The sequence below is a fragment of the Paenibacillus sp. SRL342 genome, from assembly GCF_984798905.1.
In genome coordinates this window covers 1-25,038 of record NZ_OZ481790.1, presented here as the reverse complement: position 1 = coordinate 25,038, position 25,038 = coordinate 1, and the positions used below count along the sequence as shown (strand labels likewise).

Here is a 25,038-nt window from a genome sequence, read left to right as displayed (position 1 = left end):
TCCTCCTCAGAAGCTTAAATTAATAAGCATCCCCCGAATTTCGCCTACTTGTTGTAATAGAGAGATTTTTCCTTCTTCTGTATCCAGCAATTCATCAGCCATGGATAACAGAGCGGAGTCAATTTCATCAATCAGCTTATACCGCTTGCCTCTGCCACGACGATCCCAACCCCTTGTCTCTTTCATGGATACACCGCGACGAACGGTCTCTTCCAGGAACCTTTTAACAAGTTGCTTATACGCCTTCAGTTCACGAATCGTCATGGAACGTGCCAAGCGATCGCCCTGAAGCTGGATTTCACTAAACCGGCGATTCAGTTCAGCTTGTGAGGCCCGTTCCCCCTGGTGATTCATCATATCAGAGAAATTTTTGGATTGAACCGGTTTGGAACCTGAATCAGTAGTACTGATCCCGCTCTGAATCGGTCTGAATCCAGGATTGATTTTCATGGATACGCCCGCTTTCTATCATAGTTAGCCAATCGCCCATCAGCACAGTGCGCGTTGCGCCTGTGCGTGAGAATGAGGCTTTTATATATGCTGATCACACTCTATATATAATGGTAGATACACATCACCATCAAGGACTTGTTCTTTGTATTCAACCTCTTCCCGAAATGAGCCATTCCCCAGCTGGGAAATGCTCATCCGGAAAGAGTATGCTGATTCTTCTCATCAAGAAAGGCGTTCCGTAAGTGGCACGCACGAACTCTGTTAATTCTTCTTGCATCCATCGTTTCCTACATGCTATCGATCATGAAGGACCCTCATGGGATCCATGCAATAGTTTGAATTAGAAATGTTCGAAGCGATCTACCGGGAGAACAAATACAGTAGCTCCGCCTACTTGAACTTCAACAGGTAGCGGCAGGTAAGAGTCGGTTGTTCCACTCATCGGTGTGACCGGAGTCACGAGCTGTTCACGAACCTTACAGCTGCTGCGAATGACGTTCATTACGGATTCGACTTGACCATCATCGACACCGATCATAAACGTCGTGTTGCCTGCCTTCAAAAATCCACCCGTACTGGCAAGCTTCGTTGCCCGAAAGTTTGCTTTGACCAATGCGCTGGATAATCGGTTGCTGTCTTTATCCTGTATAATCGCAACAATCAGTTTCATCCTGCATAACCTCCTTTAGAATAAGCACCTTTATCAAATGCCCTGTCTACATATTAGACAATTACTCGTCAAAATCCTTCAAAATTCCTGTTTCCAGCGACAAAATCATTGCTGCCAAGACATCCTCCTGCTTCATGGAAGCATCGATAACCCTGATCCGTTCTGGGAACTGCTCTTTTAATAGGAAGTAACCCTCTCGGACTTTACGATGAAACTCCAGATTTTCCAGATCCAGACGGTTCACTTCCCTGCCATCATGAGCATCGATCCGGCCAAGCCCCACTTCAGGCTCAATGTCCAAATATAAGGTCACATCCGGCATGAGATCACCAATCGCAAAGCGATTAATGGCCCATACATTCTCTATCCCGAGTCCACGGGCGTAGCCTTGATAGACCAGACTGCTATCGACAAATCGGTCACAGATGACTGCTTTTCCAGCTCTCAGCGCAGGCTCTACTTTCTCCGCCAGATGCTGGCTGCGTGCAGCTGCATACAATAGCGCTTCGGTTCGAGCATCCATTGCCGTATGAAGAGGGTCCAGTATAATTGAACGTATTTTCTCCGCAATCTCAATTCCGCCAGGCTCTCGCGTAACTACGTAAGGTATACCCCGTTCTTCAAAATAAGAACCTATTCTACCGATCATCGTTGTTTTACCGGAACCCTCTCCCCCTTCCAGCGTAATGAATTTACCTCTGCCCTGCATATGCTTCCCTGCTTTCTATGTCGATAATTGCATCTATTGCTGCTGTAATGAAATATGCTTAGACCCTCTTGCTACAAGATATGATATCCCCTGCCCAGAGGTGTATAGCTACAGCTATATCGGTACGTATTAATAACACCAAGATCATACAAGCTTGTTTCTTTCTATCATACTATAGGTCAGCAGTTACTCCAACATGAACAACAAAGTAAAGCGTTCAACCGTAGATAATCCACACCCATAATGGAAGCATAATTGATCCGGCAATGGCACTGACAATCATGGAAACTGAACTGAGGGCTACCGCATTCTCTCCATATTCAAAAGACCTTGCCATGCCGAGGGCATGAGATGCTGAACCCAGTCCAATTCCATAGGCATGTTTACTGCGGACTTTGGCCCATTTCAAGAGCATCGGCCCCAATAATATCCCTGAGAATCCTGCAATCATCACAAACAGCGATGTAAATGAGGCATTCCCTCCAACCTGATTAGCGAGTTGAATAGCGACAGGAGTTGTCACTGATTTTGGCAATAAAGCGATGACCATCTCTTGAGGATAGCCAAGCAGAATGGCGATTAAAGCACCTGTGGAAACACCTGTAATACTGCCTCCGATTGTTCCACCCACAATGGGAATGACATTTTGCTTCAGCACATTCAGATGTCTGGACAAGGGAAAAGCGAGAGATACAACTGCTGGACCCAAGAGCTCCTGTATCCATTTGCCACCCAGCATGTATGTATCCAGCTTTATATTGGAGATCACCAAAATCAGGATCAGTATGGCAGTCGTTGTGAGTACAGGCATCAGTATCGGCCATTTTAACCTTTTATATAGACGAGTGGCTGGAATATATACAGCGATGGTTAGCGCGATCATTCCAATTCCGAGGATGAATGTTGACAAGTAATCGCCTCCTTTTTGCCTGAATGAGACGATCTCCATGTCATAAGCCACTCACTTAATTTGGCAGATATCAGACATGTGATTAATGTGCTAACGATCAACCCCAGAACCAATAATAATGTGTTAGCTCGAAAAAAATCAAAATGATTAATAATGCCCACAGTTGGCGGGATGAACAACAATTGCAGATGAGATTGAAGCCACGTCGACCCTTCTTCTCCCCAGCTCATTTTGATCCATCCCAGTTGAATGGTGATAAACAATACCAGCATGCCCACAATACTGCCTGTTAACGGCAGATGTAATACAGCTTGAATCAAGTTTCCAATCCAGTAAAAACCGTACATCAACAAAACTTGCAGGACTATTCCTGTATATTTTTTTAGCGGAATACCCAAAGTGTTCCCTTCTTTCTTATGTCTATCTTTATAGGTGGTTGAACTAGCAAGTAAATTAATGACCAAGAGACCCTCACATGTGTAGGGTCCGGTATCGCTATCCGTATTGGTCATATTGCCTACCTATTGGTGAATGCAATTCAGTTTTTATCTGTCCTTCAATCCTTCATGACCTTCAATGACTGTAGAGATACATCGGATACTCCATGAAACTTTGCTCCTTCATCCCGCAGGAGTTGTATACGTGCCACCATCGATGGACTAATACGCTCACCCGGATATACAAGCGGAATCCCTGGAGGGTATGGAATAACCATCTCGGCTGATCGACAACCCGCGCTTTCTTCTATCAGGACATTGATCGTATCCGTCTCCACAATCGGTTGCAGTGTAAAGGAGATTGGTTCCGAGTAGTGAGTGTTTTCTTGTAAATTGTTCCACGTGGAAATATAATGGGCCGAGTCTTTCGCAAGCTGTTGCGATGACTCTGCATTAGATTGAACCTGCTCATGCCCATTGGCAGAGCTGATATGGTGTAAAGCCTGCAACAGGTGCTGAGCATCTTGCACCGTTGAGCCCAGGCTGAAGAGCAAGACGACGTACCGTTCGTCGCTCATCTCGGGCACACAGCCGCATGCTTCCAGCTGCTGCTGTAGCCCATAACCGCTCAGCACCCCTGTGCTGTCATAGATGACGGCCTTGAATGGGTCCTGAGCGGTATACCCCGCGGCAGCTGGCAGCTCCGCCGCGGTCAGGTCCTCCCGTGTCTGCTGCGCAGCGGACACGGACATGCCAGCCGGCTTCGCTGTTCCGGCTGGCGGTTCTGGCTGCAGCGGCTGTGCAGGCTGCAGCAACTGGAAGCGCGGCAGCTCCGCGAGGCCGCGCTTAAAGGCATTCACAGCGGCGAGTCCCGCCGTGAGGGTGTTCGCGCCCTGCACGTGCAGCAGGCGGCGCGCCAGATCAAGCGAAGCCATCACCGGGTATGATGGGCTTGAGCTTTGCACCATGGCCAGGCGCTGCCTTAACAGGGACCGGTTTAACCGTGATCCCTGAATGTGCAGCATGGCACCCATGGTGAAAGCCGTCAGCATCTTATGCGTCGACTGCACGACACCGTCTGCTCCGCATGACAGTGCAGAGACAGGCAGCTCCGGATGCTGCCCATAATGTGCGCCATGCGCTTCATCCACGAGCAATGGCATGCCAGCGGCGTGGCATACCTCGGCTATGGGCGTCAGATCAGCGCCCATGCCGTAATAATTGGGCAAAGTGACTAACACACCCTTTGCCTCAGGATAGGCCTGGACAGCAGCCTGCACCGTCTCCACCGACGGCATGACTGCAAGTCCAGACGCTGGATCGACCCACGGCTCCAGAAATACGGCTCTTGCGCCTGCCAGCATTAACCCGTGAATAACGGATTTGTGCACATTCCGTTGCACCAGCACAATACTGTTCGGCTCATCACACACAGTTAGTAATAGAGACAGGTTACCTGCCGTACTGCCTCCTACAAGGAAGAAACTCTCCTCAGCACCAAAACAATCTGCCGCAAGCTCCTGTGCTTCCTTGATCACACCTTCTGGATGATGCAAATCGTCGGTGCCCGTAATCTCCGTAACATCCATCTCCATCATCTCCAGAAATGAACGATCCGGCACCAATCCTATTTCCGACAGATTCCCTTCGCCATCAAAACGTTTCCCGCTCTCCAGATCAGTCCCATGTTCATCCATCGAACTGAATTGTTCTATCCTTCGGTTAACGTTCCCCCCTGCATTGCTCTGAATCTCTGCGTTGTGTTGATGTTCCTCATTGACGATATATTTAGAGGGAAATTGCCCTGCTTCTGCTTGTTCCAGCAAATGTCGGTAAGCTTGTCCATTCTTATGCCCAGGCACATGAAAAGAACGCTGCTTCGAATCACGATACGCAAGCAACGCTTCATATAAAGGGGCTCTACTAGATTTATTTTTATGATCCATGAAATAACCATCCTGTACATATATTATGTGCGTCCTATGCGTTCCAAAATGCTTTCTAATCCAAGGAACGCCCTTCTTCCCTATCTTCACACGCTCTACTGCAAATGATCTATACCATTATATCAGCATACGCCTTCCCAAGATGGCATACAAGACAATCTCTCCTCATACAAACAGAAAAAGGCCCATCGGGCCTCTATACACATCAGCATCGTTAACAATGTGATGTTTCGCTTCTACTTCTATTAGCAACATTTATTATGCGTTCTTTTGTACCCAAATCTGTTTCATCTGATGAATAAAATAATTGTACTTGGCATCCTGCGCGTCGGTATGAACCATTTCTGCTTCACAAGTGTCACATATGAATTCAGATACAATAAAAATGCCTTCTCTTTTTCTTTGCTCGCAGATAATACATGTGTGTTCGGCATGTTCTTCCATGAACCATCCCACCTTGTTTTACGTTTACTATCAGTATTGCACAGTTTCTATTATTTTAAACATTTTCATAGTTCTTTCTTTCTATAAAATATATATATTCGCCCACCACCTCTTGGGTGTCTGTACCGAAAAATACGTTCATTCTCCCTACAAGAATATCTCCTGCTTATGTATATACAGTTATCCTATATTCCATTGCATTTACCTCAACATCACGTATCCCTTGGTCTGAATCAAACTTATATTCAATTTCCTTAAAAAAACTTGGAATCTCAGCCGATATATAATACATGATAACGATATCAAAGCCTGACAGTCCGTGTATTCGGGAGTATACTGAGATAAGTTCCGTCGAATCTCAATAACTTGTACAATTGTCATGGCGTGAGATACAAGGTTCATATATACATACATGCATGATTCATTTCCTTTTACTCGTGTAAGAAAACGAATACCCACACAAACGTGAATCCGAAGGAGGATATATAATCGTATGATCGCCGAACCGGAGAATAAAGCAACATTTTATCAATACCGGCTTCTGAAAAAAAAGGCTATCGCCCGCAGTGTCATTTACAGCTATCTGTGTCTGCCGGTCATCATGCTCTTATTCAATCTACTCGCCTTCTCCTGGACTGGCCTCTTCTTTTTTGTACTGGCAGGTCCAATCACCATCTGGATTCATTATGTCATCGCCAGAACGATATTACTGCTGGTCCGTACCTCTTACGCCAAGCGCTGGCGCTGGAATCTGCGTATGCCCTGGTTAGGTTATATCCCTGATCAGCATTTTAGCTTCCGTATGTTTGTCCGGGTACACCTTAATATGAGCTGGATTGGACTATGTATCATTACAGTATGTTTGATATGGTCCCCATTGTCCTTCACCCTCTCGCTGATCTTCTGGCATTTGTGGTTGCTGGGTCCTCGCTTGTATGTTGTAATGGTACTCTCGCGTGAGCGCAAAGATGGACTCATCAAATTGAATGAACAAGATGTCTCATACTATCTGCAATAACACCCCCTCTTTTATGCAATACTAAATGTACTTCATTAACCTGCAATACATAACCGCTGAGCCCAACGGATAATCTGATGCAAAAACATGATCTTGTATCGTTCAGTTGACTCAGCCTTATATGCTCAAATAAAGGTTATCCACTGTGGATAACCTTTATTTGTCGTCCCTTCTTATCCCTTATCCACAGTATGGGTATAGTAAAATGAGTTATCCCCACTCGCGGCTCCATTCTTCTCCTCTTTTCCTCCAGCGTTCCATATCCTCATAACTCCAGATATCTCGCAGATCTTACACCTTTGACCGATCTGTTGCTCACTCTGAGCTCTATCTGTCTTCTAGCTGCTTTCCATCAGCGTTCATTACTTCATTCCTTCTGTACCTTTATGACCTCTGATCCACCATACGTCATAGGTTCTCCCATCATTACTAAAGCCTACTTCGCTAAATAACAAAAAGCCCCCGATCAAGTACACGGGAGCTTTACTATATTATAAGGAACATCACAACGTTAATTAATCATATACAACCTTACCCGCAACAGCTCAATCGTCTTCAGCCAATGATTTAACTGTCGCTTGAGTAGCATCATTTCTAGGAACCATTAGTGTAAAGGAACCATCATGTACTGCTAAATGCACAGTATGTCCTTCCTTTGCAAATACACGCAAGGTACTGGATTCATTGGATGTACCCTTGGCTTGCCTCTCTGTCCAACCCCAGCTTTTAATCTCGTCTAGATATACCTCAGGCAAGCTAGTACTTTCACTAATACCAGACAGCGTATACCGAACATAATCCATATCCGAATTATTTTCAGACTGGTCAGATTTATTCGCTACTTTAGGTACCGGAAAACTCTTCTCGTTCACCGCACCTTCATATGAAGTCCATACAGATCCTGAAGCTTCACCGCATCCTGCCAGAACAACGGTCAAACAAAGCAACAGAAATGATTGTAATCCAAGTCTCCGCCAACTTAACACACACACCCTCCTTTTCACAGCTGCACATTCCAGCTCTGTGGTCAGGTACTTTTAGCATATTTAACATAGTCCTATTATACTGGTTTTGCCGCTGTTATCCGTAACAAAAATGTTACCTTCCAGTATCGATCATGTCAGAGCTTCCGATTATCATATTTAATCCTTATAAACAAATAAAAACCACCACCGAATAACATCGGCAGTGGTTCTTTGCTTGGCGGCGTCCTACTCTCCCAGGACCCTGCGGTCCAAGTACCATCGGCGCTAGAGGGCTTAACGGTCGTGTTCGGGATGGGTACGTGTGGAACCCCTCCGCCATCGCCACCAAACGCGTAGCTTACATTTCAGAGTGTTGTTCTCTGAAAACTAGATTCGAAACGAAACATGCGATTTACAACTTGCTATTGGATAAGCCCTCGACCGATTAGTACTGGTCAGCTCCATGCATTGCTGCACTTCCACCCCCAGCCTATCTACCTCGTCGTCTTCAAGGGGTCTTACATACTGGGAAATCTCATCTTGAGGGGGGCTTCACGCTTAGATGCTTTCAGCGTTTATCCCGTCCGTACATAGCTACCCAGCGGTGCTCCTGGCGGAACAACTGGTACACCAGCGGTACGTCCATCCCGGTCCTCTCGTACTAAGGACAGCTCCTCTCAAATTTCCTACGCCCACGACAGATAGGGACCGAACTGTCTCACGACGTTCTGAACCCAGCTCGCGTACCGCTTTAATGGGCGAACAGCCCAACCCTTGGGACCTACTTCAGCCCCAGGATGCGATGAGCCGACATCGAGGTGCCAAACCTCCCCGTCGATGTGGACTCTTGGGGGAGATAAGCCTGTTATCCCCAGGGTAGCTTTTATCCGTTGAGCGATGGCCCTTCCATGCGGTACCACCGGATCACTAAGCCCGACTTTCGTCCCTGCTCGACTTGTAGGTCTCGCAGTCAAGCTCCCTTATGCCTTTGCACTCTTCGAATGATTTCCAACCATTCTGAGGGAACCTTTGGGCGCCTCCGTTACTCTTTAGGAGGCGACCGCCCCAGTCAAACTGCCCACCTGACACTGTCCCCGCACCGGATTACGGTACCAGGTTAGAACCTAGATACGATCAGGGTGGTATCCCAACGTTGCCTCCATGCAAGCTGGCGCTCACACTTCAAAGGCTCCCACCTATCCTGTACAGATCGTACCCAAATTCAATATCAAGCTGCAGTAAAGCTCCATGGGGTCTTTCCGTCTTGTCGCGGGTAACCTGCATCTTCACAGGTATTAAAATTTCACCGGATCTCTCGTTGAGACAGCGCCCAAGTCGTTACGCCATTCGTGCGGGTCAGAATTTACCTGACAAGGAATTTCGCTACCTTAGGACCGTTATAGTTACGGCCGCCGTTTACTGGGGCTTCGGTTCACAGCTTCGGGATTACTCCCTAACCACTCCCCTTAACCTTCCAGCACCGGGCAGGCGTCAGCCCGTATACTTCGCCTTACGGCTTCGCACAGACCTGTGTTTTTGCTAAACAGTCGCTTGGGCCTTTTCACTGCGGCCCCCTCGTGCTATTCACACTACCGGGGCACCCCTTCTCCCGAAGTTACGGGGTCATTTTGCCGAGTTCCTTAACGAGAGTTCTTCCGCGCGCCTTAGAATACTCTTCTCGCCTACCTGTGTCGGTTTGCGGTACGGGCACCATCACCTGGCTAGAGGCTTTTCTTGGCAGTGTGAGATCATGACCTTCGCTACTATAATTTTCGCTCCCCATCACAGCTCAGCCTTACAATGTGCGGATTTGCCTACACATCAGCCTCACTGCTTAGACGGACATCCATCAGTCCGCGTCACTACCCTACTGCGTCCCCCCATTGCTCATAACGGCTTACGGTGGTACAGGAATTTCGACCTGTTGTCCTTCGACTACGCCTTTCGGCCTCGCCTTAGGTCCCGACTTACCCTGAGCGGACGAGCCTTCCTCAGGAACCCTTAGGCTTTCGGCGGATCAGATTCTCACTGATCTTTTCGTTACTCATACCGGCATTCTCACTTGTATAATGTCCAGCGCTCCTTACGGTACACCTTCAACCCTTATACAACGCTCCCCTACCCCTGATGCAAAGCATCAAGCCATAGCTTCGGTGGTGTGTTTAGCCCCGTTACATTTTCGGCGCAGAGTCACTCGACCAGTGAGCTATTACGCACTCTTTCAATGGTGGCTGCTTCTAAGCCAACATCCTGGTTGTCTGTGCAACTCCACATCCTTTCCCACTTAACACACACTTGGGGACCTTAGCTGATGGTCTGGGCTGTTTCCCTTTTGACAATGGATCTTAGCACTCACTGTCTGACTCCCGGAAGTAAGTCTATGGCATTCGGAGTTTGACTGAGCTTGGTAACCCTTGCGGGCCCCGCACCCAATCAGTGCTCTACCTCCACGACTCTGTTTTCCGAGGCTAGCCCTAAAGCTATTTCGGGGAGAACCAGCTATCTCCGAGTTCGATTGGAATTTCTCCGCTACCCCCACCTCATCCCCGCATTTTTCAACATGCGTGGGTTCGGGCCTCCAGTGCGTGTTACCGCACCTTCACCCTGGACAGGGGTAGATCACCCGGTTTCGGGTCTACGTCCACGTACTAAGTCGCCCTATTCAGACTCGCTTTCGCTGCGGCTCCGGCTCTTCACCTTAACCTTGCACGGGAACGTAACTCGCCGGTTCATTCTACAAAAGGCACGCCATCACCCCTAAAACGGGCTCTGACTTTTTGTAAGCACACGGTTTCAGGTTCTATTTCACTCCCCTTCCGGGGTGCTTTTCACCTTTCCCTCACGGTACTGCTTCACTATCGGTCGCTAGGAAGTATTTAGCCTTGGCAGATGGTCCTGCCGGATTCATACGGGGTTTCACGTGCCCCGCACTACTCGGGATCCGTCTCGGAGGGAACAGACTTTCAACTACAGGGCTTTTACCTTCTTTGGCGGGCCTTTCCAGACCTCTTCGCTTAACCGGTTCCTTTGTAACTCCATGTGAGACGTCCCACAACCCCAAAGAGCAAGCTCTCTGGTTTGGGCTTCTCCGCGTTCGCTCGCCGCTACTGACGGAATCACTATTGTTTTCTCTTCCTCAGGGTACTTAGATGTTTCAGTTCCCCTGGTATGCCTCTGCATAACCTATGTATTCAGTTATGAGTAACTGGAAATTACCCCAGCTGGGTTTCCCCATTCGGACACCCCCGGATCAAAGCTTGCTTACAGCTCCCCGAGGCAGTTTCGTTGTTCGCCACGTCCTTCATCGGCTCCTAGCGCCTAGGCATCCTCCGTGTGCTCTTAGTAGCTTAACCTCGTGCTCCGGTTTCGACTGCTCGCTTCCCTTGTTTTGCTTGCGCAAAGCCAAAAGTCGCTCTCACCCGATACCATCGTACGTGCAATCTACCGTTTTTATTTAAACTTGTTTAACACAAGTTCAGCTAAAAAGGAATGTTCTAATTCGCGTTTGTTTCGTTTCGATATCTAGTTTTCAAAGAACAAGCTCCATGCAAAAGCAAGCTGTTTTGAGAGTTTGAGCTCTCAAAACCGAACAACGAGTGAGTAGTTTGTGCAGATCTAGTCTGCGATTTGAATGTTTCCACTCGGGAAACGATTCTCCATAGAAAGGAGGTGATCCAGCCGCACCTTCCGATACGGCTACCTTGTTACGACTTCACCCCAATCATCTATCCCACCTTCGGCGGCTGGCTCCTTGCGGTTACCCCACCGACTTCGGGTGTTATAAACTCTCGTGGTGTGACGGGCGGTGTGTACAAGACCCGGGAACGTATTCACCGCGGCATGCTGATCCGCGATTACTAGCAATTCCGACTTCATGCAGGCGAGTTGCAGCCTGCAATCCGAACTGAGACCGGCTTTGTTGGGATTGGCTCCATCTCGCGATTTCGCAGCCCGTTGTACCGGCCATTGTAGTACGTGTGTAGCCCAGGTCATAAGGGGCATGATGATTTGACGTCATCCCCACCTTCCTCCGGTTTGTCACCGGCAGTCTATCTAGAGTGCCCACCCGAAGTGCTGGCAACTAAATATAAGGGTTGCGCTCGTTGCGGGACTTAACCCAACATCTCACGACACGAGCTGACGACAACCATGCACCACCTGTCTCCTCTGTCCCGAAGGAAAGGTACATCTCTGTACCGGTCAGAGGGATGTCAAGACCTGGTAAGGTTCTTCGCGTTGCTTCGAATTAAACCACATACTCCACTGCTTGTGCGGGTCCCCGTCAATTCCTTTGAGTTTCAGTCTTGCGACCGTACTCCCCAGGCGGAGTGCTTAATGTGTTAACTTCGGCACCAAGGGTATCGAAACCCCTAACACCTAGCACTCATCGTTTACGGCGTGGACTACCAGGGTATCTAATCCTGTTTGCTCCCCACGCTTTCGCGCCTCAGCGTCAGTTACAGCCCAGAGAGTCGCCTTCGCCACTGGTGTTCCTCCACATATCTACGCATTTCACCGCTACACGTGGAATTCCACTCTCCTCTTCTGCACTCAAGTCACCCAGTTTCCAGTGCGATCCGGGGTTGAGCCCCGGGATTAAACACCAGACTTAAATGACCGCCTGCGCGCGCTTTACGCCCAATAATTCCGGACAACGCTTGCCCCCTACGTATTACCGCGGCTGCTGGCACGTAGTTAGCCGGGGCTTTCTTCTCAGGTACCGTCACCTTGAGAGCAGTTACTCTCCCAAGCGTTCTTCCCTGGCAACAGAGCTTTACGATCCGAAAACCTTCATCACTCACGCGGCATTGCTCCGTCAGGCTTTCGCCCATTGCGGAAGATTCCCTACTGCTGCCTCCCGTAGGAGTCTGGGCCGTGTCTCAGTCCCAGTGTGGCCGATCACCCTCTCAGGTCGGCTACGCATCGTCGCCTTGGTGAGCCGTTACCCCACCAACTAGCTAATGCGCCGCAGGCCCATCCCCAAGTGACAGATTGCTCCGTCTTTCCAGTTTCCTTCAGGCGAAGAAAACAATTATTCGGTATTAGCTACCGTTTCCGGTAGTTGTCCCAAACTTGAGGGCAGGTTGCCTACGTGTTACTCACCCGTCCGCCGCTAAGTATCAAGGAAGCAAGCTTCCTATCAACTCCGCTCGACTTGCATGTATTAGGCATGCCGCCAGCGTTCGTCCTGAGCCAGGATCAAACTCTCCAATAAAGTATTGAAAAGAGCGATAAGCTCATTTTGAATCTGACGAGATTAAAAATCTCATTTGTGCTCCAGTCGATCCAAGCCAAGGCTTGTCTCTAACTTTCGCGTTCATTCTGCAAGCAGAATGTTTACTCACTCGTTGTTCAGTTTTCAAAGATCAAACTTATTTTGTTACCGAGCGTTGTTCTCCTCAGCAACTTTTATATCTTATCACATCCGAACCAACTTTGCAAGCTCTTTTTTTAAGTTTCTTTCGAAGCTTATTTCATTCGCTTGCCGCACCGTGTAAACTGTGTTTTCTTGGCCGGAATTAGAATATACCATGTACAGATTTACATTGCAAGTCTTTTTTCGAGTAATTATATATAACTCTACAATCTTTCTGTTTTTTCTACACTTCCACATTTATCTCACGTAAAAAGCCTCTCTATAAAAGAAAGGCCCTCTCATCAAGTTACTTTAATATCTATTGTTATCCGATAACCTCTTGGATGTGAAGCTGCCGTTGCTGCATCAGGTTAATAATGTTTCCTTCTACTGACACCATAGGCCGTGTAGGATGATCTCGATCAGAGAATACGATCTCACCAATCTGGTTATTGCTGAGTTTTACTCGGATGCCATTATGGATCTGGGTTGACCGTTGAACAAATACTCTTACAATTGCAGGATCCAACTTCCCAAATGCCTCACTTTGGATCTGTTCTAGGACTAGGTATGGTGATTGAGCCTTGCGGTAGATCTTCTCCAGCGTCATGGCGTGGAAAATATCAGCGATAGCTACAATCTTGGCATAAATATGAATCTGCGTCCCACTAAGCTGCAACGGGTAGCCTGATCCATCCACTTTTTCATGATGCTGCAAAGCTGCAAGCCTGGCTCCCTCATTAATGGCCTTTGCTTGTTTAAGGATCTGATACCCATATTTCGTATGCTGACGAATCTCTTCCTGCTCTGCAGCGGTCAACGTGGATGGTTTATGGAGAATCTGCGGATCTACCTTGTTGTTACCAATATCATGGAACAAGCCTGCAAAGGCCACTTGCATCCAATCCTTGGAGGGGAGATCAATCCATTGTGCCAGTTGATAGGATGTGATTGCACTCAGTACGGCATGGTGATATACATAATCATGTTCTTGTATTACTCGTGGAGTGAAGGTAAGCACATTATATTGTTTGAGATGTGCAAACACAGACTCCAACTGTGTACGTAACTCATAGACCGGTAATTCGGCCGCCAGAGAGGACAGGAAAGCATTTTTCGTTAGTCCGACCATCTTCTCATACTCATCCTGCAAAGACGTTACTACAGGAGCTGTAGTGACGTTCCCTGTCTTCCCTGCCCGTTCACCATTGTTGTCATTGGCAGAACTTCCTGCTGACACAGATGCACCTTTGCTGCCTGTACTACTCGACCCCAATCTTTCTTGTTCAATATCTACCTGTTGAATCATAAAGGCTCTGAGCACTTCCATGTCCTTGGGTAAAATGACTTTTCCCTTCTGAAGCAGAACGTTGCCGCGAAGTGTTTGCACATCACTCCCAAGTTTGAGTCCTGGTTTGACCTCTGACAGGGTGATTAATCCCATGTATATTCCCCTCACTCATCGTTCTTCTATGTTAATAACAAACAAGACCATAGTCCCGGTTTTTCATGATATTTCCCATTATATTACTCAGGAATCAGGCTGTACATCCCAGATTCGTAAGAATAAAAGAAGAGATTCCTTTATACAAACAAAAGGGCTCCCACCGGGAGCCCTCACAATCTTCTTCCAATCTCAAGAGATTGGTCTTTATAAAATTCTATTTTATGCTTCCGAACCGGAATCGTCGTCGCCTTCAACTTCATTAACGTCAGCGTCAGAAACGGTGCCTTCTTCCAAGCTTACTACTGGAGCTTGGGACTCCTCGCCTTCCAAGCCTTCAAGCGACTCATCGTCTGGTTCCTCTTCATTTTTGTCAATTCGACTGACTGTAGCCACTGAATCCTCATCACGAATATGAATCAGCTTCACACCCTGCGTGTATCGACCCATAGTGGATATGCCTTCCATGCTCATCCGGATCAACGTACCGCTAGACGTGATAATCATCAGATCCTCTTCGGTTTTAACCATTTTGAGGCTGACGACTGAGCCGTTCTTCTCTGTGACATTAATAGTCTTGATCCCTTTACCGCCACGAGTCTGCATCCGATAATCACTGACAGGTGTACGTTTACCGTAACCTTTGGCTGTAACGATCAGAACATCAAGCTCTTTATCAACTACATCCATGCCGATAACAGCATCCTGTGCATCCAATGTAATCCCCTTAACTCCGGTTGCGCTACGTCCCATGGAACGTACGTTACCTTCCGAGAATCGAATAGACATTCCGTGAGCTGTACCCATGATGATCTCTTGCAATCCATCGGTCAGCTTAACATCGATCAGAACGTCATCATCACGTAAGGAAATACCGATCAAGCCGCCTTTGCGAATATTGGTGTAATCCTCAAGTGGCGTCTTCTTCACAACCCCTTGGCGGGTAGCAAAGAACAAGTATCTGTCACTTTCGAATTCCTGAACCGGAATTACGGCATTGACCGATTCGCCCTGCTCGATCTGGATCAGGTTGATAATCGGCGTTCCCCGTGCGGTACGTCCAAGCTCTGGAATCTCGTAAGCTTTGAGACGATACACTTTACCTTTGTCGGTGAAGAACATGAGGTAGTTGTGAGAGTTGGTCACAAACAGATGCTCGACAAAGTCGGTATCTTTCGTATCCATACCCACGACCCCACGTCCACCACGTTTCTGGCTGCGGTATGTGGATACCGGCAGACGTTTCACGTAGCCTGTATGAGTAATCGTAATGATAACCTCTTCACGTGGAATCAGGTCCTCATCCAGAATACTTTCTTCACCTACAGTGATCTCCGTACGACGATCATCGCTGAAGCGATCACGAATTTCTTGCAGCTCTGTACTGATAATCTCAAGTACAAGGTGCTCGTTGGCCAGAATTTCGCGATACTCTCTGATTTTGACCATCAGTTCGTTATATTCATTTTCAATACGTTCGCGTTCCAGACCTGTGAGGCGTTGCAAACGCATATCGAGAATAGCTTGAGCCTGATCGTGACTGAGTGAGAAGCGCTCAATCAAACCTTCTCTGGCTGCATCCGCATTACTGGATGAACGAATCAACGTAATAATCTCGTCGATATGATCCAGTGCAATACGCAAACCTTCTAGAATATGTGCACGAGCTTCAGCCTTTTTCAGTTCAAACTGTGTACGTCTGCGAATAACCTCAATCTGATGCTGCAGGTAGTGATACAACACTTCACGCAAGTTCAGGATTTTAGGTTCTTTATTAACAATCGCAAGCATGTTAATACCGAAAGTGGATTGCATCGATGTATGTTTGTACAAGTTGTTCAGGACAACCCCCGGATTCACGTCTCTGCGAAGCTCAATTACAACCCGCATACCATTACGGTCAGACTCATCACGAAGGTCAGTAATGCCATCAATCTTCTTATCACGTACCAACTCGGCGATTTTCTCAACGAGTCTCGCCTTGTTTACCTGATAAGGCAGCTCCGTAACGATAATTCTCGCCTTGTTGTTATTCTCTTCGATGTTGGTTTTGGCCCGCATCGTTACTGAACCACGTCCGGTCTGATACGCCTGGCGAATGCCTGAACGGCCCAAAATGTAGCCGGACGTAGGGAAGTCTGGTCCTTGAATGTAATCCATGAGCTCCATGGATGTAATGTCCGGATTTTGAATCATGGCCTGTACACCATCAATGACCTCACCCAGATTATGAGGAGGAATATTGGTGGCCATACCTACCGCGATTCCGCCGACCCCGTTGACAAGCAAGTTAGGAAAACGAGCAGGCAGAACGATTGGCTCATGTTCTTCACCGTCATAGTTCGGCTGGAAATCAATTGTATCCTTGTTGATATCTCTGAGCATTTCCATAGCAATCTTGGACAAACGTGCTTCGGTGTAACGCATGGCTGCGGCCATATCACCATCGACTGATCCAAAGTTACCATGTCCATCTACATGCATATAACGCAGGGAGAAATCCTGTGCCATCCGTACCATCGTCTCGTAAACAGCAGAGTCACCGTGTGGGTGATACTTACCGATAACTTCGCCGACGATTCTGGCTGATTTTTTATGTGGTTTATCGGGTGTCATGCCGAGCTCTGACATCGCGTACAGAATACGCCGGTGAACCGGCTTCAATCCATCACGCACGTCAGGTAAGGCACGGCTAACGATGATGCTCATCGCATAATCCATAAACGATTCACGCATCTCGACGCCTATATCCCGATCTGTAATCTGAGAGTTCATTTCTTCCGCCATGCTGGACCTCCTTCTTGTCCTTCAACAAACGTTCCATTCCGTCATGCAAAAAAATTGATTATATGTGAAAAGCCTAACAAGGCTAAAACCGCGCAAGAACGCTACTCTTTATTATATTACTTTCACAAAAGTTACACAATTAAACGTCCGCTGGGCAATAGCCTTTCTTCCGGGAACTTCTGCGTGTCTGGGGATACGCCCTGCCTTCCTCCCCAATTGCACATACAATGCTAGAAAAACGGCATATGTACTGTGCCTACAGAGGCTAAAGCTATTCCCGTCCTACGACCAAACTGCAAATTGTGCAGCTCATCGCACAAAACGCCATATTTCTCTATTATACCACTGAAATCGTCTCTTGTCCTTTGATTTCTCCGTGTCTGTCCCTCTTTAGAACTGAACAAAACATGAAAGGACTGATGAATCTTGGGTATCCAACGCGTCTCCAGCAAATGGGCCAAAACAGCTGTGTTACAACGCAGTCGCATTGTGAATGAATATATCCCAGTGACCCGAAAATATAGCCGTCAAACTCTGGAACGAATGACTGAGTTATTTGAGTCCAACTATATCAAACCGGACCGTGGTACTTACGGTAATGGGGTCATGCGGGTGAAAACAACCCGTCTATACGAACCTGTCGTTCATTCCGAGGATTCCACCACAGATGCAGAGGTTCCGGAAGAAACCAATGATCGGAGCCTGCCTGATGAACCCGAAGCAAGTGCTGTTATCTCCAGAGCTACCTATCTCACAACAACATATCATCTCCAATACGGTACAGAGGAGAGATCATTTCATTCCCTAGACGAACTCGAACGAGCACTGAATGATCGCATTCAGGAACGTGATTATATCATTCAACAGGGAATCTCGCTGATGAAGCATGGAGAATTACCTTTTGACTTGCGTGTGTTAACTCAGAAAAATCTGCAACACAACTGGGAAACAACAGGTATTTTGGGACGTGTAGCTGCCCCGGGCAAAATCATCACCAACATTCATGGTGGTGGACGATTGGCCACGTATGAAGAACTCGTACTCCCCCATCTTCACCAGGATGGCTTCAAAAAACTTCGTACTGAGCTGTACCGCTTAGGTATTCATACCGCTGTGCAGTTGCAAACATCATTTCCAAGGCTCAAAGAGATCGGTATTGATATTGCACTAGACGAAGCAGGGCGTCCCTGGATTCTTGAAGTCAACACACTGCCAGGCATTTATGCCTTTGGCTTATTACCGGACAAGGAGGCATACCGGAAGATCAAACGTTATGCCATTGCGTACGGTCGTTTGCCCTCCAAAAAGGGTAAGAGCTCCCGTCCATCCCCTAAAGCACAGGCTTCGTCTGCCAAAAAACGTGTACGCAGATAACAAAGGGATACGGAAGTCTAAGTATACGACTTATCTGTTCCATACTTTCCCTAATATAAAAAAAGGCGCCCTCTCAGGCGCCTCTTTGAATATGTTAAATGTCGAGGTTTTTCACGTATTTTGCATTTTCCTGGATAAAGTCACGACGGGGTTCAACGTTATCCCCCATCAGGGTGTCAAACATGGTATCAGCAAGGATGGCATCATTAATCGATACTTGCATCATGGTCCGACTCTCCGGATCCATCGTCGTTTCCCACAATTGTCCGGCATTCATCTCGCCAAGACCTTTGTAACGCTGAACGTTGAATTTTGCATTTTCGCCGAGCGTTGCAATAATTTCATCACGCTCTTTCTCGGAACCGGCATAACGAATCACTTTGTTACGCTCAATCTTGAACAATGGCGGTTGTGCAATATATACATAACCTGCCTCAATGATTTTGCGCATATACCGATACAGGAATGTCAGCAATAGTGTTCGGATATGAGCACCATCGACGTCGGCATCGGTCATCAAAATGATTTTGTGATAGCGTGCTTTGGCAATATCAAAGTCATCACCAATACCTGTACCCATTGCCGTAATAATTGCTCTAATCTCCGCATTACCCAAGATCCGGTCGAGACGGGCTTTTTCCACGTTCAAAATCTTACCACGCAGCGGCAAAATCGCTTGGAAATGACGATCCCGGCCTTGCTTCGCTGATCCGCCTGCAGAGTCACCTTCGACGATGTACAATTCGCTGATTGAAGCATCCTTGGATGAACAGTCTGCCAGTTTACCTGGAAGTGAGCTTACTTCGAGTGCACCTTTACGACGTGTCAGTTCACGGGCTTTACGGGCAGCTTCACGCGCACGTGCTGCTTGCAGTCCTTTTTCCAAAATGCGACGGGATACGGAAGGATTCTCTTCCAGGAACTCTTGCAGCTTCTCGGCAAACAATGATTCGACAATCCCACGCACTTCGCTGTTGCCCAGCTTGGTCTTGGTCTGTCCTTCAAATTGCGGTTCTGGAATCTTGACCGAAATAATAGCTGTCAAGCCTTCACGCACGTCATCCCCGGAAAGGTTCCCCGTGCTGTCCTTGATTACCCCTGCCTTACGGGCATAATCATTGATAATCCGCGTAAGGGCACTCTTGAAACCTGATTCATGCGTTCCACCCTCATGGGTGTTGATATTGTTGGCGAAGGAATAGATATTCTCGGTGTAGTTGTCATTGTATTGCAGAGCAACTTCCACCTGGATGTTATCTCTGGAACCTTCAACGTAAATTGGATTCTCATGCAGTACTTCACGCTTCTGGTTGAGGAAGGAGACGTATTCGATAATGCCGCCTTCGTACAGGAATGAGTTGGTTGCACCTGTACGCTCATCCGTCAGTGTAAGACCAATACCTTTGTTCAGGAACGCCAGCTCACGAATACGGGCCAGCAAGATGTCATATTCATAAACTCTTGTTTCCGTGAAAATTTCTGGGTCCGGATGGAATCTAACCGTTGTTCCTGTTTCATCGGTTGTACCGATCACTTTCAGGTCGTACTGTGGAGCTCCACGGCGATATTCCTGTTGATAGATATGTCCCTCACGTTTAACCGTTACAACCACTTTTTCAGAGAGTGCATTCACAACGGACACACCAACACCATGCAAACCACCAGATACTTTATATCCGCCGCCGCCAAATTTTCCCCCTGCATGGAGGACAGTCATAACTACCTCAAGTGCAGGACGTTTCATTTTGGTATGTTCGCCGACAGGAATACCCCGTCCGTTATCGACGACAGTTACGCTATTGTCTTCATGGATACTGACCTCAATGTGGTCGCAGTAACCTGCAAGCGCTTCGTCAATACTGTTGTCCACTACTTCCCAGACCAGATGATGCAGGCCCTTGGAACTGGTGGAACCGATATACATGCCCGGACGCTTCCGTACGGCTTCCAATCCTTCAAGGACCTGAATTTCATTCGCATCATATGACGGTTGATTCATAGACATGCCTTTCACCTACTTCTATAGATTCAATATCGTAAATATGCGTTAACTAATAATGTTTGCTGAAATAGGCTACGTCCTTCATTTCAGCCAGCTATCCAAATTTAAAGACAAGCAGCAAAAGAGATATCTTTTATGCCATACAATGCTAGAGATCCGGAAAAATGTGAGCCCGCTTCTTCAGCGTGGCTGAGGATATAGGCGAGTAGTACACAATGTTTTTGGTCACCACAATGGACTTGGCTTCCTCTTCGCCGATATGTTCCACGGTTTTTTCCTGCTCGGCATGCGTGACATACTGCTTGGAGATCTTTGAGGATTTTTCAATCGATATATCAAAAATAGCGACCAATTCGGAAGAACGGATGATCTTCTCACCGCCCAGATGAATGTACATAAGCCCTCACTCCTTAGCGTTCAACCTGTCCGGCATGAACGTGATAAATACTGGCATCTTTGAGCTTGTCAACGTTCAGGCTCTCGATCCCCGTAGCCGTAATAAAGGTTTGCACCTTGCTCTGGAACGTTTCGATTAGCTGCGTCTGGCGAAAAGGGTCCAGCTCAGACAGAACATCATCCAGCAACAGAACTGGATATTCTCCGATTTCTTCATGAATCAGTTCAATTTCCGCAAGTTTAAGGGACAACGCCGTTGTGCGCTGCTGCCCCTGCGAGCCATATGTTTGTACTTCCCGATCGTTAATGAAAAAGGACAGGTCATCCCGATGCGGCCCACTAAGGGTTGTGCCTCGGCGAATCTCCTGCTCTTTCATTTGTGATAATTTTATCATAAATTGGTCCATTAAGACAGCTTCATCTTCCTCAGCGGCTTCGCTGAAGGAAGGAAGGTAGGCCAGCCGCAAGACTTCTCCGCCTCCGGTGATCCCCTGATGAATCGTTTCTGCCCACTTTTGCAGTTTCTTTATGAATTGTTTCCTTTTTTTGACGATTTTAACACCGTGCTCCACCAATTGCTCGTTCCACACCTCAAGCATGGTCTGGGCTGATGCCCCTTTTCCCCATAACTGCTTAAGCAAATTATTTCGTTGTACGAGCACTTTTTGATATTGCTGCAGGTGATACAGGTAGCCTGGTGCAACCTGTCCGATCTCCATGTCAAGAAACCGGCGGCGGACCCCCGGTGTGCCTTTTACAATCTCCAGATCCTCCGGTGCAAACATCACAACATTGAGCGCTCCGACAAAATCACTTAACTTGCGCTGCTCCAAGCCGTTAATCTTTGCTTTTTTGCCTTGTTGCGACAAAGATAGTTCAAGCTTGACCGATCCGTACTTTTTGTCGACCTCTGCTGCAAGTCTGGCACGTTCCTCACCGAAACGAATCAGTTCCTTGTCACGGGATGTACGGTGGCTTTTGGTGAGTGCGAGTACAAAAATCGCCTCTGCAAGATTGGTCTTGCCTTGGGCATTTTGCCCGATCAACAAGTTTACGGGACCAAAAGAATCCAGTCTCAGATGTTCATAATTGCGGAAATTCTGCAGATCAATGCTGTTCACAAACACGCGGTAACCTCCCTTTTATCCCGTCCGTCAGGAGGCAGCAGGATCGAACTGGTCTTCTTATTCTGCAGCAACTTCGAATGTGCCTTCTCCGTCCACTTCAACGATATCCCCAGGGTATAACTTCCGTCCCCGACGTTCCTCAGGCTCTTTATTCACACGTACAAGTCCTTCTTGAAGCAGAGCTTTGGCCATACCTCCAGTTGGGATGCAATCAGCCAGTTTCAAAAATTGATCAAGCTTAATATATTCCGTACGAATCGTAACTTGGTTCACTGTGATCTTCCTTTCGTTAGTTGGTCGTCCGATATGGCAATATCACGTAAAGGCTGTGACTGTCATCCAGCGGTTTCAAGATAATTGGACTCATGACTCCTGTAAAAGCGATCATCAGCTGCTCACTTTCAACAACTTTCAGCACATCCAGCATGTATTTGGAGTTGAACGAGATTTTTAACGGATCTCCTGTAAACTCGGCAGGTTCGATTTCTTCTCTTACTTTACCTAGCTCGGAAGAGCTTGAAGAAATTTCAACGGATCCCGAATCCATCGTCTGCATACGCACGATGTTTGTTTTCTCTTCACGCGACAGCAAATAAGCCCGGTCAATGGATTCACTTAATTTTTTTGTATCTAAAACAAGTTCTGTTTTGTATGACGTTGGAATAATTCTAGAAGTATCCGGATATGTTCCGTCCAAAATACGGGAGTAGAACAATACACGGTCGATTTTGAACAGGACCTGGTTATCTGCAACAACGATATCCACAAGGGTATTTTGATCCGGAACAATTTTGCTGAGCTCGTTCAGCGTTTTACCGGAAATGACCACGTTGTTGAAGCGGATACCTTCTGCATTATCCAGCATTGCTGATCGAGTAGCAAGACGGTGACGGTCTGTTGCCACAAATTTCAATTCGTTGTCACCCAAACTCCAGAGTACACCTGTCAGGATTGGAGTAGTCTCATGTGTGGAAATGGAGAAGACCGTTTGTTTGATCATATTTTTCAGCAAATCTCCTGGAATGGAGACCGTTTGGTTTTCTTCGATGCTTGGCAGTACCGGGAATTCTTCCGGATCAAGACCTACCAGTTGAATCTCGGTAGCACCTGCGGAGATAAAGGTGTTGAAGTTCTCTTTGACTTCCATGTGTACTTCCTGTGATGGCAGCTTCTTGATAATCTCCACGAAAAACTTGGCTGGCAAAACTACACTGCCGGGTTGATCTACCTGAACTACGCTTTTATCCCCATCTTCAAGCGGGATGAAGGATTGAATGGATATATCGGTGTCACTTGCTGTCAACGTTACACCTTGATGATTCACGTCGAATTTGATACCGCTCAGAATCGGAATCGTTGTACGGCTTGAGATCGCTTTGGATACTTGCTGTATGGAATCGTTTAAGTAGTTTTTCATTATGCTGATTTTCATGGTTTCACTCCTAGCTGATTTTTTTTGGGTGTTGGGGTGTTTAAAGGTGTTTTTCAAGGCCGAAGGCTAAGCTCCGAAATGGCTATTTTGGAGATGATATCTTTAAGATCTTTTTAGTAATAATAGTAATAGGGGCACTGAATATGTGGATAAGTGGGTATAAACCCGTACACCCAAGCCTATCCACATGTGTATACGTTGTGCATAGGCTTGGGACTTGTTCAGGTTGGATTCTTAATTTTTTCGGTTAAGTTGTTGATAACTTTATAGAGATCCTGATCGTTTTTAATCGCTTGGGAGATCTTTTCGTGAGCATGTATGACAGTGGTGTGATCTCGTCCTCCGAATGCTTCCCCAATTTTGGGCAGAGAAAAGTCTGTCAGTTCACGAGAGAGATACATGGCAATCTGTCTTGGAAAAGCAACTGCCTTGGTCCGTTTCCGTGCTTTGAAATCTTCAAGTTTAAGGCTATAATACTCGCCGACCTTTTGTTGGATGTCGTGAATAGTGATCATTTTGGGACGACTGGACGGAATAATATCCTTCAGTGCTTCAGCTGCCAGATGAGTGGTTACATCTTGATTAGTCAGTGAAGAATAAGCAACGACCCGAATCAGGGCGCCTTCCAGTTCACGGATGTTGGTGTCAATCTGGTTGGCAATGTACATCATCGCTTCATTCGGAATATCCAAGTTTTCCGCACGTGCCTTTTTACGCAAAATTGCAATCCTCGTCTCCAAATCTGGAGGCTGGATATCCGTAATTAACCCCCATTCAAAGCGAGAACGAAGACGTTCTTCCAGTGTCGGAATTTCCTTCGGTGGTCTGTCGCTGGAGATGATAATCTGCTTCCGTTCCTCATGCAGCGCATTAAACGTATGGAAAAATTCCTCTTGTGTCGATTCTTTTCCCGCCAAGAACTGAATATCATCAATGAGCAAAATGTCGACGCTCCGGTATTTGTTACGGAAGCTCTCCCCGCGGTTGTCACGGATCGAGTTAATGAATTCGTTCGTGAATTTCTCAGACGACAAATAAACGACTTTGCTGCCCGGATCATGCTCCAGAACATAATGTCCGATCGCATGCATCAAGTGAGTTTTACCGAGACCTACCCCTCCATACAGAAAGAGAGGGTTGTAAGCTTTGGCGGGCGCTTCAGCGACCGCCAGCGATGCGGCATGGGCAAAACGGTTGCCCGGCCCGATGACAAATGTATCGAACGTATATTTCGGATTCAGCATGCTGAGTACCGCTTCTTCCTGGACAACTGTAGGCGTTGGTGCTGGCAGTTGCGGATCCGGTTCAACAGGCTTGTTCTCTTCGATGACAAATTTCACATCGACTTGCTTGCCAAGCAGCTCGTATACCGTCGAGCCAACCAATTTGGTGTAACGGCTCTCCAGCCATTCGACGGCAAACGTGGTTGGTGCGGAAATGACGATTGAACGGTCATTCAGCTTGGTCGCTTTGGTTGCTTTGAACCAGGTGTCAAAGCTGGGTTTGCTGAGTTTGTTTTGTATGATTGATAAAATTTGCTGCCATAAATCAGAAGTATGGCTGTCCAC

Annotated in this window: 18 protein-coding genes and 3 rRNA genes; 2 read left to right on the top strand and 19 right to left on the bottom strand. The window is 47.2% G+C overall.

The genetic code is table 11. From position 1 onward, the window contains the following. Positions 1 to 6 precede the first annotated feature (6 nt). From AC4E8D_RS00105 to AC4E8D_RS00075, 7 genes are all read right to left on the bottom strand, one after another. The gene (locus tag AC4E8D_RS00105; RefSeq protein ID WP_076216772.1) at positions 7 to 450 is read right to left on the bottom strand and encodes a YaaR family protein; all 444 of its coding nucleotides are present in this window, start codon (positions 448 to 450) and stop codon (positions 7 to 9) included. 343 nt (positions 451 to 793) lie between these two features. Continuing rightward, positions 794 to 1,123 (bottom strand): cyclic di-AMP receptor DarA, encoded by a 330-nt coding sequence (gene darA / locus AC4E8D_RS00100; RefSeq protein WP_017691391.1) that lies wholly within the window; start codon positions 1,121 to 1,123, stop codon positions 794 to 796. Between the two features lie 61 nt (positions 1,124 to 1,184). Then, the gene (gene tmk, locus AC4E8D_RS00095; protein WP_221825861.1) at positions 1,185 to 1,832 is read right to left on the bottom strand and encodes a dTMP kinase; all 648 of its coding nucleotides are present in this window, start codon (positions 1,830 to 1,832) and stop codon (positions 1,185 to 1,187) included. Positions 1,833 to 2,049: 217 nt separating this feature from the next. Next, the gene (locus AC4E8D_RS00090) at positions 2,050 to 2,742 is read right to left on the bottom strand and encodes an LrgB family protein (RefSeq protein WP_221825863.1); all 693 of its coding nucleotides are present in this window, start codon (positions 2,740 to 2,742) and stop codon (positions 2,050 to 2,052) included. After that, on the bottom strand, positions 2,712 to 3,254 hold the full coding sequence (locus AC4E8D_RS00085; protein WP_339306344.1) for a CidA/LrgA family protein: 543 nt from the start codon (positions 3,252 to 3,254) through the stop codon (positions 2,712 to 2,714). The genes AC4E8D_RS00090 and AC4E8D_RS00085 overlap by 31 nt, the downstream gene beginning before the upstream one ends. 44 nt (positions 3,255 to 3,298) lie before the next feature. Then, positions 3,299 to 5,125, bottom strand: coding sequence for an aminotransferase class I/II-fold pyridoxal phosphate-dependent enzyme (locus tag AC4E8D_RS00080; RefSeq protein ID WP_490205706.1), 1,827 nt, complete (start codon positions 5,123 to 5,125; stop codon positions 3,299 to 3,301). A gap of 258 nt (positions 5,126 to 5,383) precedes the next feature. Next, complete coding sequence (locus AC4E8D_RS00075) at positions 5,384 to 5,569, bottom strand: sigma factor G inhibitor Gin (RefSeq protein ID WP_017691396.1); 186 nt, start codon at positions 5,567 to 5,569, stop codon at positions 5,384 to 5,386. 493 nt (positions 5,570 to 6,062) lie between these two features. On the opposite strand from AC4E8D_RS00075, the gene AC4E8D_RS00070 reads away from it, so the two are divergent. Next, a complete protein-coding gene (locus tag AC4E8D_RS00070; protein ID WP_076216777.1) occupies positions 6,063 to 6,587 on the top strand; it encodes a hypothetical protein in 525 nt (174 codons plus the stop codon). A gap of 545 nt (positions 6,588 to 7,132) precedes the next feature. Here AC4E8D_RS00070 and AC4E8D_RS00065 read toward each other — a convergent pair. The 6 genes from AC4E8D_RS00065 to gyrA all read right to left on the bottom strand — a co-directional run bounded on the left by AC4E8D_RS00065 (position 7,133) and on the right by gyrA (position 17,139). Then, positions 7,133 to 7,573, bottom strand: a complete 441-nt coding sequence (locus AC4E8D_RS00065; protein WP_221825878.1) for a hypothetical protein — start codon at positions 7,571 to 7,573, stop codon at positions 7,133 to 7,135. 212 nt (positions 7,574 to 7,785) lie between these two features. Next, positions 7,786 to 7,902: ribosomal RNA gene (gene rrf / locus AC4E8D_RS00060) — 5S ribosomal RNA — on the bottom strand. Between the two features lie 75 nt (positions 7,903 to 7,977). After that, a 23S ribosomal RNA gene (locus AC4E8D_RS00055) occupies positions 7,978 to 10,905 on the bottom strand. 309 nt (positions 10,906 to 11,214) lie between these two features. Next, positions 11,215 to 12,767, bottom strand: a 16S ribosomal RNA gene (locus AC4E8D_RS00050). The 16S, 23S and 5S rRNA genes sit together here, the layout of an rRNA operon. 466 nt (positions 12,768 to 13,233) lie before the next feature. Next, a complete protein-coding gene (locus AC4E8D_RS00045; protein ID WP_221820264.1) occupies positions 13,234 to 14,352 on the bottom strand; it encodes an HD-GYP domain-containing protein in 1,119 nt (372 codons plus the stop codon). A 222-nt stretch (positions 14,353 to 14,574) separates the two neighbouring features. Next, positions 14,575 to 17,139 (bottom strand): DNA gyrase subunit A, encoded by a 2,565-nt coding sequence (gyrA, locus tag AC4E8D_RS00040; protein WP_339306339.1) that lies wholly within the window; start codon positions 17,137 to 17,139, stop codon positions 14,575 to 14,577. A gap of 426 nt (positions 17,140 to 17,565) precedes the next feature. On the opposite strand from gyrA, the gene AC4E8D_RS00035 reads away from it, so the two are divergent. Next, positions 17,566 to 18,513 (top strand): YheC/YheD family protein, encoded by a 948-nt coding sequence (locus tag AC4E8D_RS00035; RefSeq protein ID WP_339306337.1) that lies wholly within the window; start codon positions 17,566 to 17,568, stop codon positions 18,511 to 18,513. A gap of 94 nt (positions 18,514 to 18,607) precedes the next feature. Here AC4E8D_RS00035 and gyrB read toward each other — a convergent pair whose 3' ends face one another. The 6 genes from gyrB to dnaA all read right to left on the bottom strand — a co-directional run bounded on the left by gyrB (position 18,608) and on the right by dnaA (position 25,038). Next, positions 18,608 to 20,518, bottom strand: a complete 1,911-nt coding sequence (gyrB, locus tag AC4E8D_RS00030) for a DNA topoisomerase (ATP-hydrolyzing) subunit B (protein WP_076216622.1) — start codon at positions 20,516 to 20,518, stop codon at positions 18,608 to 18,610. Positions 20,519 to 20,663: 145 nt separating this feature from the next. Beyond that, positions 20,664 to 20,912 carry an extracellular matrix regulator RemB gene (remB, locus tag AC4E8D_RS00025; protein WP_017691405.1) on the bottom strand — a complete coding sequence of 83 codons (249 nt, stop codon included), beginning with the start codon at positions 20,910 to 20,912 and terminating at the stop codon, positions 20,664 to 20,666. Positions 20,913 to 20,925: 13 nt separating this feature from the next. Further along, entirely contained in the window at positions 20,926 to 22,038 is a 1,113-nt protein-coding gene (recF, locus tag AC4E8D_RS00020; protein WP_017691406.1) for a DNA replication/repair protein RecF, read from the bottom strand. Between the two features lie 57 nt (positions 22,039 to 22,095). After that, positions 22,096 to 22,311, bottom strand: coding sequence for a S4 domain-containing protein YaaA (gene yaaA, locus AC4E8D_RS00015; RefSeq protein WP_036611994.1), 216 nt, complete (start codon positions 22,309 to 22,311; stop codon positions 22,096 to 22,098). A 16-nt stretch (positions 22,312 to 22,327) separates the two neighbouring features. Further along, positions 22,328 to 23,470: a DNA polymerase III subunit beta gene (gene dnaN, locus AC4E8D_RS00010; RefSeq protein ID WP_017691408.1), complete on the bottom strand. Its 1,143-nt coding sequence runs from the start codon at positions 23,468 to 23,470 to the stop codon at positions 22,328 to 22,330. Positions 23,471 to 23,691: 221 nt separating this feature from the next. Beyond that, positions 23,692 to 25,038 (bottom strand): chromosomal replication initiator protein DnaA, encoded by a 1,347-nt coding sequence (gene dnaA, locus AC4E8D_RS00005; protein ID WP_062327668.1) that lies wholly within the window; start codon positions 25,036 to 25,038, stop codon positions 23,692 to 23,694.